Below are 11,923 nucleotides of genomic sequence, written 5' to 3' on the forward strand. Positions count from 1 at the left end.
TTCATGAACATCTGCGTCGTCGCGCTCGGCAAGATCGGTCTGCCGCTGGCCGTGCAGTTCGCGTCCAAGGGGCACCGGGTGATCGGCGCCGACGTCTCCGAGCGGGTCGTCCAGCTGGTCAACGACGGTGCCGTGCCCTTCCCGGGTGAGGCCGACCTGGACGTCAAGCTCAAGGAGGCGGTGGCCGCCGGCCTGCTGTCGGCCACCACCGACACCGCCACCGCGGTCGCCGAGTCGGAGGCGGTCGTCGTGGTCGTGCCGCTGTTCGTGGACGCCGAGGGCGTGCCGGACTTCGGCTGGATGGACGACGCCACCCGGGCCATCGCCCGTGGGCTGAAGCCGGGCACGCTGGTCAGCTACGAGACCACGCTGCCGGTCGGCACCACCCGTAACCGGTGGGCGTCGATGCTCGCCGAGGGTTCCGGCCTGACCGCCGGCACCGACTTCCACCTGGTGTTCAGCCCGGAGCGGGTGCTCACCGGCCGGGTCTTCGCCGACCTGCGCCGCTACCCGAAGCTGGTCGGCGGCATCGACGAGGCGTCGGCCGCGCACGGCGTCCGGTTCTACGAGGCGGTGCTCGACTTCGACGAGCGCCCCGACCTGGACCGCCCCAACGGCGTGTGGGACCTCGGCTCGGCCGAGGCGTCCGAGCTGGCCAAGCTCGCCGAGACGACCTACCGGGACGTGAACATCGGCCTGGCGAACCAGTTCGCCCGCTTCGCAGACACCGTCGGCGTGGACGTCACCAAGGTCATCGAGGCGTGCAACACGCAGCCGTACAGCCACATCCACTCGCCGGGTATCGCCGTCGGCGGCCACTGCATCCCGATCTACCCGCGGATGTACCTGTGGAACGACCCGGCGGCCACCGTGGTCCGCTCGGCGCGTGAGGCCAACGCGGCCATGCCGGAGTACGCGGTCGACCTGCTCGCCGCCGCGTACGGCGACCTGACCGGGGTGGGCGTGCTGGTGCTGGGCGCCGCCTACCGGGGTGGCGTGAAGGAGACCGCGTTCTCCGGCGTCTTCCCGACCGTGGAGGCGCTGCGCCGCCGGGGCGCGGTGCCGTACGTGTCGGACCCGATGTACACGAACGAGGAGCTGGTCGCGCACGGCCTGCCCGGGTACGACGGCGAGCCGGTCGGCGCCGCCGTCATCCAGGCCGACCACGCGGAGTACCGCACCCTCGCCCCGGCCGACCTGCCGGGCGTGACGGTGCTTGTCGACGGCCGCCGGGTCACCGACCCGGCGCGCTGGACCGGCGTGCGCCGGGTGGTCATCGGGGGCTGACCCCAGCGGTTTCTCGGGCCCCGGCCGTTCTCGGACGGCCGGGGCCCGTCGCATGCCGTCATCGTCATGACGCCGTCCGGGGTTCACCTGCCGGACACCCCGGCAATACTTGTGTCACGTGATCCGTTTAGGGTCGCAGCCGTCGGAGATCGACTCGGACCGACATCGGCGGGGCAGACAGGGAGCGTTCGTTGTTGAGCAGAGTACGCAGCCAGCAGGGTCTCGCCGCGGTCGGCGCGACGCTTCTCGGCTACGCGGTCATGGTCCTCGCCGGAGTCCTCGGCCTGGTGGTCCCGTACGCGGTGGCCGCTGTGGTCGCCGTCGCCGGTGAGCTGGCCCTGACCGGGCGGCACACCGGGACCGCCGAGCTGCTGGACAAGGCCGGTCTGGGCGAGATCTTCCGTCGGCTGGTGCGGGACCTGTCGGTGGCCCTGCTGGTGATCGCCGCGGTGCGCCCCGGTGTGGCCGGCACCGTCGCCGTCCTGCTGCTGCCCGCCGCGCTGTGGACTGTGGCCGTCGCCACGAACGCGGTGACCAAGGTGATCGACGGCCGGGTCGACCCGCCGGCGTACACCCGCAACATCGACCTCGGCGCGCTGCGGCGGGTCCCGGTGCCGCCGGCCTGGGCGCGGCGGCTGGCCGGGCTGCGCATGCCGCTGCTGAACGTGCTGCTGGTGCCGGCAGCAGTGGTGGCCGCCGCGCTCGACCGGGTCGCTCCGGTGGTGGTCACCGGCCTGGCCACGCTCGCCGTGGGCCTGGTCACCGCCGCGGTGCTGGCGCTCACCGCGCTGCGCGGCCGGGGTGGGGCCCCGGGTGTGCTGCCCGCCGTGCACGACTGGATGGCCCGGGAGCGGCCCGAGGTGGCGCTCTACTTCGCCGGCCCGGCCAAGGACGTCTACCAGGCCAACATGTGGCTCGCGCCGGTGGAGGCGACCGGCCGCCGCGCCGTCGTGCTGCTGCGCGCCGCGGACGCGTTCGAGCAGCTCGCCGACACCCGGCTGCCGGTCATCTGCGTGCCGGCCGGCGTGGACTTCATGAACCTGGACCTCAGCTCGCTGCGCGTGGCGCTGTACGCGGCGAACGTCGGCGCCAACATCCACCTGCTGCGGGAGCCGGGCGTCAAGCACGTCTTCGTGGGTCACGGCGACAGCGACAAGCAGGCGAGCGTGAACCCGTACAGCAAGGTGTACGACGAGGTGTGGGTGGCCGGGCCGGCCGGGCGGGAACGGTACGCCCGGGCCGACGTCGGCGTGCTGGACCGCGACATCGTGGAGGTCGGCCGCCCGCAGCTCGCCGGGGTGCACACGTTCGGCTCCGGCGCCGCCGACCACCGGTTCACGGTGCTGTACGCGCCGACCTGGGAGGGCTGGCTCGACGACGACCCGTACCACACCTCGCTGGTGCTGATGGGCGAGCGGATCGTGTCCGGCCTGCTCGCCGCCGGGGACGTCCGGGTGATCTACAAGCCGCACCCGCTGACCGGCACGCGCTCGCCCAAGGCCCGCGCCGTGCACGAGCGGATCGTGGCCCGGATCAAGGCCGCCGGCGGCGAGACCGATCCGTCGTCGCTGGACGGCGCCGCGCACCTCGTGGTCACCGGACGCACGCCGGGGCTGTTCGACTGCTTCAACGTCACCGACCTGCTGGTCAGCGACGTGTCCAGCGTGGTCTCCGACTTCGTGCAGAGCGAGCGTCCGTACGTGGTGGCCAACCCGGCCGGCCTGCCCGAGGACGAGTTCCGGCGGCAGTTCCCGACCGCGCGGGCCGCGTACCTGCTCTCGGCGGACTGCGGTGAGCTGGCGAAGATCCTCGACGTGACCCGGGCCGGCGACGACCCGATGACCGGGGCGCGGCGGGAGCTGAAGGAGTACCTGCTCGGACCGGCCGGGTCGAACCCGATGGACCGGTTCCGGGACGAGATCGGCCGGCTCTGCGGCTGAGGCGTACCGACGACAGGGGCGACGACCGGCGCGGTCGTCGCCCCTGTTCGTCCGGTCAGCCCTGCTGCGGCGGGTTGTCGACGTCGCGGGAGACGACCTCGCCCTTGGCGTCGACCCAGCCCTTCGGGCGGGCCGGGTTGCCGGCCACCAGCTGGTACGGCTTGACGTCGCGGGTCACCACCGAGCCGGCCGCGATCATCGCGTACTCGCCGACCTCGATGCCGCACACGAGCGTCGCGTTCGCGCCGATCGACGCGCCCCGGCGCACCAGCGTCGGGGTGATCGTCCAGTCCGGATTCTGGGCGCGCGGGCGGAAGTCGTTCGTGAACACCGCGCACGGGCCCACGAACACCTCGTCCTCGATGGTCACGCCCTGGTAGACCGAGACGTTGTTCTGGATCTTCACCAGGTCGCCGACGGTGACGCCCGCGTCGACGTAGACGTTGCGGCCGATCACGCAGCCGGCGCCGACCTGGGCGCTGGACCGGATGTGCGCCAGGTGCCAGACCTTGGTGCCGTCACCGACCTGGGCGCCGGACTCCACGTCGGCCGTCGGGTGGACGAAGACGGAGGCGGACCGGTCGTTGCTGTCAGTCATCTCAACTCGCATCACATGCCAGGGCGCGTCGCGCCGTCGGGCGGGCTCGACGCAGCATAACGAGCGCTCACCCGAGCAGTTCGGCCACCGCGTCGGCGGCGGGCCGGTCGGCCGGCAGGGGGTGCGCGGCGACCACCGCGTCCACCGGCAGCGCCGCGTACAGGTGCGGGAACAGCGCGCCGCCGCGGGACTCCTCCCAGCGCAGCGCGTCGCCGAGCCGGGACTCGTCGACCGCGAGCACCGTCAGGCCGGTGACCCCGGCGAAGAACCTCCGCGCGGTCTCCACCACCTGGTCGGCGGCGGACAGGTGGACGTAGCCGTCCTGCCGGTCCATCGCGGTGCCGGCGAACCGCCCGTCCGCCCGTGCCCGCGCCCACTCGTCGTCGGTGAGAATCTTGTAGATCACGGCAGCAGCCTAGAGCGGCCTCGCGTCCCGGCGGCGCGTCTGCCACCATTCGCAGGGCAACACGTCGAGTCGAGGGGGGAACGGGTGCGGATCCTCCTGGTCGAGGACGACCGCCGGGTCGCCGCGGCGTTGTCGTCCGCGCTGACCCGGCGCGGCTACCAGGTGGAACACGCCGCGACGGTGGCCGCCGCGCTCTCCGCCGCCCCCTGCGACCTGGTGCTGCTCGACCTGGGGCTGCCCGACGGCGACGGCACCGACCTGTGCCGCGAGCTGCGGCGGCGCAGCAGCCGGCTCGGCATCATCGCGGTGACCGCGCGCGGCGAGGAACGCGACCGGGTGCTGGGGCTACGGCTGGGCGCCGACGACTACGTGGTGAAGCCGTTCTCGATGGTGGAGCTGCAGGCGCGGATCGAGGCGGTGCTGCGCCGGGCCGCGCACACCGCGCCGCAGCGCAGCCTGATCGAGGCCGGCGCGGTCCGCATCGACGTGGGCGGCCGGACGGTGACGGTGGCCGGCCGGGACGTCACGCTCACCCGCAAGGAGTTCGACATCCTGCTGTCCCTGGCGCGCCAGCCGGGGGTGGCGGTGCCGCGCGAGCGGATCCTGCTCGACGTCTGGGGCACCACCTGGGCCGACCGGCACACCGTGGAGGTGCACGTCGGGTCGCTGCGCGGCAAGCTCGGCGACCCGACGCTGGTGGAGACCGTGCGCGGGGTCGGCTACCGGCTCCGCGACGCGTGAGGAGGGGGCCGTGCGCCGCCGGCTGGTGATCAGCTACCTGCTGCTGATGGTGTTGGTCCTGATCGCCCTGGAGACCCCGCTGGCGGCCACCCTCGCGACCCGGGAGACCGACCGGGTACGCGCCGACCGCCTCGCCGACGCCACCCGCTTCGCCTCGCTGGCCGGGCCGGCGTTGCGGGGCGGCAGTCCCGGCCCGCTCGACGGGGAACTGGCCGCCTACGACGCGCTCTACGGCATCGGCGCGGCAGTGGTGGACCGGGACCGCCGTACCGTGGTGGCCTCGTCCGGGTGGGAGCCGGACGCGGGCACCGGCCCGGCGCTCGACACCGCGCTGTCCGGGCAGCAGTTCAGCGGCCCGGAGTCGGTCTGGCCCTGGGTCGGCGGGCCGGTGGTGACGGCGGTGCCGATCAACGACGGCGGCGAGGTGCTCGGCGCCGTGGTCACGACCAGCCCGGCGGACGGCTTGCGTCGCACGGTCACCGTGTGGTGGCTGCTGCTGGCGGGCATCGGCCTGCTGGCGGTGCTGGCCTGCGTCTCGACCGCGTTCGGGCTGGCCGGCTGGGTGCTGCGCCCGGTCACCGAGCTGGACGCGGTGACCCACGAGATCGCCGAGGGCCGCCGCGCCGCGCGGGTCCGCGCCGGACTCGGGCCGCCCGAACTGCGCCGGCTGGCGACCAGCTTCAACGACATGGCCGACGCGGTGTCCGACGTGATGGACCGGCAACGCGCCTTCGTCGCGCACGCCAGCCACCAGCTGCGCAATCCGCTCACCGCGCTGCGCCTGCGGGTCGAGGAGCTGGGCCCCAGCCTGACCGACCCGGACGGGCGCGCCGAGCACCGGCTGGCGCTGGAGGAGACCGACCGGCTCGCCACGGTGCTCGACGCGCTGCTCACCCTGGCCCGCGCCGAGCGGGAGGAGAACCAGCGGGTGACTGTGGACGCCACCGCCACCGCCGCCTCCCGGGTGACGGCCTGGCTGCCGCTGGCCCGGCACCGCGAGGTCACGCTCCGCCTCGACGCCGAGGACGCGCCGGTGTACGCCTGGACCGTGCCGACCGCCATCGACCAGGCGCTGGACGCCCTGATCGACAACGCGGTGAAGTTCAGCGGCACCGGGGGAGAGGTGACGGTGACCGTACGCGCCGCCGGCGGCGGGACGGTGCTGACCGTCAGCGACACCGGTCCGGGCATGACGGCGAGTCAGCTCGACCAGGCCACCGAGCGGTTCTGGCGGGCGCCGGACGCGCAGAACGTCGACGGCGCCGGTCTGGGGCTGACCATCGCGGCAGTGCTCGTGGACGCCTCCGACGGCCGGCTCACCATGCGCCAGGGCGATCCCCGGGGCCTGGTCGCAGAGCTGTGGTTCCCGGCGCCCGCCGACGTGCCGGTCCGGTGCTGATCGGGCGTCAGGGCTTCGCGGCGCGGTACCACTGCGCCGCGCCCGGATGCAGCGGCAGCGGGGTGGTGACGATCGCCGACCGGGGACTCATCCGTCCCGCCGCCGGGTGGGCGGCGGCCAGTTCCGCCCGGCGGTCCATCAGCAGCCGGGTCACCTCCCGCACCAGCGCGGCGGGCAGGTCGGCGCGGACGATCAGGTAGTTCGGGTTCGCCACCGTGCTGACCGGGTCGGCCCGGTACACCGAGCGCGGCACGTCCCGGGTCACGTAGACCTGCCCGTACGCCCGGCGCAGCGGCTCGGTCCAGTCGCCCAGGTCCACGATCCGCAGCGAGGTCCGCTGGGCCAGCTCGGCGACGCCGCGCACCGGCAGCCCGCCGGAGAAGAAGAACGCGTCGATCCGCCCCTCCCGCAGCGCCGCCACCGAGTCGTCCAGCCCCAGGTGCTCCTGGCGTACCCGGTCGCCGCCGAGCTGCGCCACCGCCAGCAGGCGGCTGGCGGTGATCTCGGTGCCGGAGCCGTCGGCGCCCACCGACACCCGCCGCCCGCGCAGGTCGTCGAGCGTGCGGATCGGCCCGCCGGCGCGGGTGACCAGGTGCAGCAGGTCGTCGTAGACCCGGGCCACCGCGAGCACCGACGGATGTTCGGGCTCGCGCGGTGGCAGCACGTCGGCCTGGGTGAAGCCCAGCTCCGCCTCCCCGGCGCCGACCAGCCGCACGTTCTGCGCCGACGCGGCGGTGACCACCACCTCGGCCCGCACGCCGGGCACCTCCCGGTTGAGCAGCGCGGCGAGCGACTGGCCGAAGGCGTGGTAGACGGCGGTCGGGCTGCCGGTGGCGATGCGGATCCGGGTCGGCTCGGACGGCTCGTCCCGGCATCCGATCAGCCCGGCGACGAGCAGCAGCACCAGCACGAGCGGGGCGGCGGCGCGCACAGGCCAGTGTCGGCTCACGGGCTGCACTCTGCGCCGTGCACCCGCCGGGGCGCAAGCCCACGCGGTGCGCGTACCGCAGCAGGCCGGGCCGGGCGGTCAGCTCGCCGGGGCCAGCTCCGCGCTCTCGGTGATCCGCTCCCGGTGCTCGCCGTTGGGCACCACCACCAGGAAGCAGCCCGAGCCCGGCCGCAGCGCCGCCGGCACGTCCAGCAGCGCCGCGCCGCGTACCAGCACCGCCGCCAGGTCCCGGTCGGCGAGCCGGATGCCGAGGCAGTGCCGGCGGACGTGCCGGCCACCGGCGAGCAGCGCGGCCCGCCAGGCCGCCGCGGCCAGCCGGGGCCGCCACAGCCGGCGTGCCGCCGAGGCGCCCGGGAACGGTCCGCCGAGCAGCTCCCGGCGGCCCTGCCGCCAGCCCGCGGTCAGCAGATTCGCGTACGCCGCCCGGCGCTGCGGCGGCACCGACAGCCGGTGCAGTTCGTAGCGGCGGCGCAGGCCACCGGTGGTCAGCTCGTGCTCCACCGGCACGTCGAGGCGGCCCAGCAGCTGCCGCATCCGCTGCGCCGCGTCCTCGCGGTTGAACTCGGCGATCCCGCCCCGGTGCGGTCCGGAGTCGAGACGGCGGACGTCGGCGGCCGGTGGCGGCGTGCAACGCACCATGCAGGCGACCTCGAAGGCGTCGGTCAGGGTCAGCCAGTCCAGCGGCGGCGGCGACGGGCGCGGGCGGTCGAGCAGCGTGGTGAGCATCGGCGCGGCTCCTCGGTCAGAGTCGGGGTACCTCTACCGTCGCTGCCGAGCGCCGGACCGGGAACCGATGCGCCCCAGCCTTGAGCAAAATTTGCGGGAAGCCCGCGGCTCAGAGTTCGGTGACCACCAGGTCGACCTGCCGGGGCCGCCCAGCCGCCCGGGGCGCCTCCTCGACCGTGTACTTCAGCTCCCGCAGCGCCCCCACCAGCGCGTCGGCGGTACGCGGCCGGGCGTCGGCGAGCAGCAGATCCCGCACCAGCCGGCCCTTCGTGGCCTTGTTGAAGTGGCTCACCACCGACCGGGCCGGCGTGCCGTCCACGGTCCGTTCGTGCAGTACCCGTACCGTCACCGTGCGTTCGGCGAGCACGCCGCGCGGCGTCCAGGTGGCTGCGTACGCGCCGGACCGCAGGTCCAGCACCGGACCGCGTCCGGCGGCGGGCTCCAACACCGGGCCGAGCGCCTCCCGCCAGTACGCCGACAGCGCCCCGAGCCCCGGCAGCCGCGCCCCGATCGGGCAGCGGTACGGCGGGATCCGGTCGGCGAGGCGTACCGCGCCCCACAGGCCGGAGCTGATCAGCACCTGGCGGCGGGCCGCCCGCTGCGCGTCGGGCGGCAGCGTGTCCAGGCCGAGCGCCTCGTAGAGCACCCCGGTGTAGAGCCGACCGGCCGGTGCGGTGGCCGCCTCGCGCAGCCGGGCGTTGCGCCGCAGCTCGCCGCGCTGCCCCTCGGTGAGGCCCAGCGCGGTCCGGGCCGCCGTCTCGTCCGGCCCGGAGCACAGGTCGACGAGCGCGGTCAGGACCGCCTCCCGGGCCGGGTTCAGCTCGGTCAGGGACAGCCGGGACAGGTCCAGCCGGCGGCCGGTGCCGGCCTCGGCCTTCCCCTCCGACGGGGGCAGCAGGATGAGCACCGGCACAGCGTACGGGCCGGGGTCAGCGCCACGGTCGCACGGCACGGTCGGGGTGGTACACGCGACTGCCGCCCACCTCGGCCACCACCGCCGCGTCGGCACGGTCGCCCAGCAGCCGTCGCAGGGTGCGTTCGGCGGGGGAGTCGACGGCCAGCACGTACCCGGGCCGGTCCGCGCGCGCCACCCGCTGCCAGTACGCCGGATAGCGGTTCTGCCCGGGCGTGAGCGCGCCGTCGAGCACACCGCAGGCGACGGTCTCCCCGGTGTTGAAGATCAGCCGGTTGCAGGTCCAGTAGTCCCCGTACACCTCGTGCAGACCGGCCTGCCGCACCGTGTCGGCCAGGCGGCGGGCGGTGCGCTCCTCGTCCCGTACGCCCGGCACGCCGGGCAGGAACGCCACGGTCCCGGCGACAGTGGCGGCGGTCAGCGCGGCCAGCACCACCGCCGCCGTGGCGCCGCCCAGCCGGGCCGCCCGTCCGGCGGTGCCCCGCACCGCGTGCGCGGCGGCCAGCCAGAGCGGCCACAGCACGGCCGGCAGCGAGATCTGGAGCACCGACAGGTAGCGGGCGTTGCCGAGCGGGTCGGTCGCGGCGAGCGGGCTGCGCACGTACGCCAGAAGTGTCAGCGCCGCGCCCACGACCAGCGCGAGGATCGCCACGGCCCGGACCCGCGCGGCGTGGTCGGCGGCCCGGCGGTACGCGACCACGCCGAGCGCGGCGGCGGCCACCAGCAGCACCGGATAGAGCACGCCGAACCACTGCGCCCAGCGCGCGCAGCCGTCCATCGGGCACATGCCCGACGCCAGCGGCACCCCCTCCAGCAGCCCGCCGCGCAGCCGCTCGGCGAGCGAAGGCGCGACCCCCTCCTTGGTGCTGATCTCGCGGAACACCGACAGCGAGTCCTGCCCGGGTGGCGCGACGAGGTTGTCCTTGACCATCGGGGCGATCCCGGCCAGGAAGCCCACGACCAGCAGCACGCCCGGCCAGCCGATCAGGTCCCGGGGCACTGCCACCGCGAGCACCACGGCGGCTACCAGCAGGTACGGCGCGATCAGCCAGTCCGACCACAGCGCCAGCCCGGCGAGCAGCCCGAACGCGCCGGTGGCCAGCCAGTGGTGCCGGACCCGCCGGTCGCCCAGGGCCACCGCGAGCAGCAGCATCGCCAGCACCGCCGGCTTCACCTCCGGACGGCCGCCGACGGCGGTGAGCTGGTCGCGGACCACCCGTTCCGAGCCGAGCGCGAGCAGGCCCACCACGACCACCGCGAGCCAGGGGGAGAACAGGCGGCGGGTCAGCCGGTACGCCAGCCACAGGAAGACCGCGAAGAGCGCGAGCAGCGGCAGCCGCAGCAGCGGCCAGCTCGGCCCGGCCCAGCCGACCAGCGGCGCGGCCAGGTACGACTCCAGCACGCCCATGTAGCGCTGGCCGTAGAGGAAGACCGGCCGCTCACCACCGCCGGCGATGTGCAGCGCGGCCAGGCCGAACGTGGCCTCGTCGCTGTTCGACGCGGGCACTGTGAGCAGTGTCAGCACCAGCCGGTAGCCGACAGCCGCGGCGCCGAGCAGCAGCGCCACCAGCGCCGGCGCGTCCGGACGTGGCAGTACCCGGTCCCGCTTCGTCGTCGACACGACAAACGCCCCCGTCGTCGTCCCGACCGCAGTCTGTCACGGCGGCGCCCGCCGCCGGGTCGGATCGGCGTGGATCACTCGCGTGGCCCGGCCGGTCCGGTTGTGGCACTGTTGCCGTGTGCCGCCCACACCACCGGACCAGCTTGCCGTTCCGCAACTGCACCGCGCCGCGCGCTTCGAGGACGCCGTGCACGGCCTGGTGGAGCGCCGGTTGCGGCGCACCGGGTGGCAGCCCAACATCATCGCGTACGCGGGCTACGGCGCCCCCGGCTGGGCGCGCGTGCTCTGCCGCGTGCTGCTCGGGCGTCCGGACACCCGGCGCCGGGGCCGGCTGGACAAGGTGCGGGGCTGGCGCAGCTTCGCCACGCTGCCCGCCAAGCACGTGAAGGTGACGATCGAGGCCGACGGCGTGCGCCAGGAGGTGACCGCCGACCGCAGCGGCTTCGTCGACACCGTGATCGAGGCCGACTTCGCCCCCGGCTGGGGCTGCGTACGCCTCAGCGTCGCCGATGCCGAGCCGGTGGAGGCGCTGGTCCGCGTCCTCGACCCGGCGGTGCGCTTCGGCATCCTCTCCGACATCGACGACACCGTCATGGTGACCGCGCTGCCCCGGCCGCTGCTCGCCGCGTGGAACACGTTCGTGCTGGACGAGCACGCCCGCACCGCCGTGCCCGGCATGGCCGTGCTGTACGAGCGGCTGGCCACCGCCCACCCGGGCGCGCCGGTCTTCTACCTGTCCACCGGCGCCTGGAACGTCGCGCCGACACTCACCCGGTTCCTGTCCCGCCACCTCTACCCGGCCGGGCCGCTGCTGCTCACCGACTGGGGGCCGACCGCCGACAGGTGGTTCCGCAGCGGCCGGGAACACAAGCGGGCCACGCTGGCCCGGCTCTCCCGGGAGTTCCCCGAGGTGCGATGGCTGCTGATCGGCGACGACGGGCAGCACGACCCGGAGATCTACCGCGAGTTCGCCGCCGCGCACCCGGACAACGTGGCCGGGGTGGCGATCCGGCGGCTGTCCCCGACCCAGTCGGTGCTGGCAGGCAGCCTGCCCGCGCCGGCCGGCCGGTCGTCATCGGGCCCGATCGGCCAGAAGTGGCTCAGCGCCCCCGACGGCGCCGGCCTCTGGAAGCTCCTCCGAGAAGCCGACCTGGTCTGACTCCTGCGGTCGCGCCCGCGGCGACGGGCGGTCGCTCAACACGGTGCGTAGTCACGCCCCAGGAAACTACTTCCCGCGACGGTGATGACTCAGAGGCATAAATATGCCTCTGAGTCATAACGCTCAAACCGAGAACCTCCCGCCGGCCCGGGTAGTACCGGCGAGGGTGATCTGCCGACCGGGA

At 74.6% G+C, this 11,923-nt stretch carries 11 protein-coding genes; 5 read left to right on the top strand and 6 right to left on the bottom strand.

Annotated features, from left to right (window positions below; translation table 11 throughout):
• Positions 1–3 precede the first annotated feature (3 nt).
• The gene (locus OC439_RS03815) at positions 4–1,287 is read left to right on the top strand and encodes a nucleotide sugar dehydrogenase (RefSeq protein WP_135239225.1); all 1,284 of its coding nucleotides are present in this window, start codon (positions 4–6) and stop codon (positions 1,285–1,287) included.
• 191 nt (positions 1,288–1,478) lie between these two features.
• Positions 1,479–3,227, top strand: a complete 1,749-nt coding sequence (locus tag OC439_RS03820; protein WP_262012213.1) for a CDP-glycerol glycerophosphotransferase family protein — start codon at positions 1,479–1,481, stop codon at positions 3,225–3,227.
• A gap of 55 nt (positions 3,228–3,282) precedes the next feature.
• Here OC439_RS03820 and OC439_RS03825 read toward each other — a convergent pair whose 3' ends face one another.
• Together OC439_RS03825 and OC439_RS03830 are read right to left on the bottom strand one after the other, a co-directional pair.
• Positions 3,283–3,825 carry an acyltransferase gene (locus tag OC439_RS03825; RefSeq protein WP_262012214.1) on the bottom strand — a complete coding sequence of 181 codons (543 nt, stop codon included), beginning with the start codon at positions 3,823–3,825 and terminating at the stop codon, positions 3,283–3,285.
• Positions 3,826–3,892: 67 nt separating this feature from the next.
• Positions 3,893–4,231 carry a DUF952 domain-containing protein gene (locus tag OC439_RS03830; protein WP_262012215.1) on the bottom strand — a complete coding sequence of 113 codons (339 nt, stop codon included), beginning with the start codon at positions 4,229–4,231 and terminating at the stop codon, positions 3,893–3,895.
• Positions 4,232–4,315: 84 nt separating this feature from the next.
• Between OC439_RS03830 and OC439_RS03835 the strand changes: the two genes are divergently transcribed.
• Positions 4,316–4,972, top strand: coding sequence for a response regulator transcription factor (locus OC439_RS03835; RefSeq protein ID WP_262012216.1), 657 nt, complete (start codon positions 4,316–4,318; stop codon positions 4,970–4,972).
• Positions 4,973–4,982: 10 nt separating this feature from the next.
• Positions 4,983–6,371, top strand: coding sequence for a sensor histidine kinase (locus OC439_RS03840; RefSeq protein WP_262012217.1), 1,389 nt, complete (start codon positions 4,983–4,985; stop codon positions 6,369–6,371).
• 7 nt (positions 6,372–6,378) lie between these two features.
• Here the strand turns inward: OC439_RS03840 and OC439_RS03845 are convergent, their stop codons facing one another.
• The 4 genes from OC439_RS03845 to OC439_RS03860 all read right to left on the bottom strand — a co-directional run bounded on the left by OC439_RS03845 (position 6,379) and on the right by OC439_RS03860 (position 10,580).
• Positions 6,379–7,302, bottom strand: coding sequence for a TAXI family TRAP transporter solute-binding subunit (locus OC439_RS03845; protein ID WP_402808555.1), 924 nt, complete (start codon positions 7,300–7,302; stop codon positions 6,379–6,381).
• A 96-nt stretch (positions 7,303–7,398) separates the two neighbouring features.
• On the bottom strand, positions 7,399–8,046 hold the full coding sequence (locus tag OC439_RS03850; protein WP_262012219.1) for a hypothetical protein: 648 nt from the start codon (positions 8,044–8,046) through the stop codon (positions 7,399–7,401).
• A 109-nt stretch (positions 8,047–8,155) separates the two neighbouring features.
• The gene (yaaA, locus tag OC439_RS03855) at positions 8,156–8,959 is read right to left on the bottom strand and encodes a peroxide stress protein YaaA (RefSeq protein WP_262012411.1); all 804 of its coding nucleotides are present in this window, start codon (positions 8,957–8,959) and stop codon (positions 8,156–8,158) included.
• A gap of 16 nt (positions 8,960–8,975) precedes the next feature.
• Positions 8,976–10,580, bottom strand: a complete 1,605-nt coding sequence (locus tag OC439_RS03860) for a hypothetical protein (protein WP_262012220.1) — start codon at positions 10,578–10,580, stop codon at positions 8,976–8,978.
• Between the two features lie 82 nt (positions 10,581–10,662).
• Between OC439_RS03860 and OC439_RS03865 the strand changes: the two genes are divergently transcribed.
• Entirely contained in the window at positions 10,663–11,739 is a 1,077-nt protein-coding gene (locus OC439_RS03865) for an App1 family protein (RefSeq protein WP_402808103.1), read from the top strand.
• Positions 11,740–11,923: the final 184 nt, after the last annotated feature.

Source organism: Micromonospora sp. Mcm103 (genome assembly GCF_024519755.1).
Classification (GTDB): domain Bacteria; phylum Actinomycetota; class Actinomycetes; order Mycobacteriales; family Micromonosporaceae; genus Micromonospora; species Micromonospora aurantiaca.

What these genes read in the sequence shown, in the direction of transcription:
- OC439_RS03815 (WP_135239225.1), top strand. Translation starts at nt 4, where the DNA reads ATGAACATCTGCGTCGTCGCGCTCGGCAAGATCGGTCTGCCGCTGGCC.
- OC439_RS03825 (WP_262012214.1), bottom strand. Translation starts at nt 3,825, where the DNA reads ATGACTGACAGCAACGACCGGTCCGCCTCCGTCTTCGTCCACCCGACG.
- OC439_RS03850 (WP_262012219.1), bottom strand. Translation starts at nt 8,046, where the DNA reads ATGCTCACCACGCTGCTCGACCGCCCGCGCCCGTCGCCGCCGCCGCTG.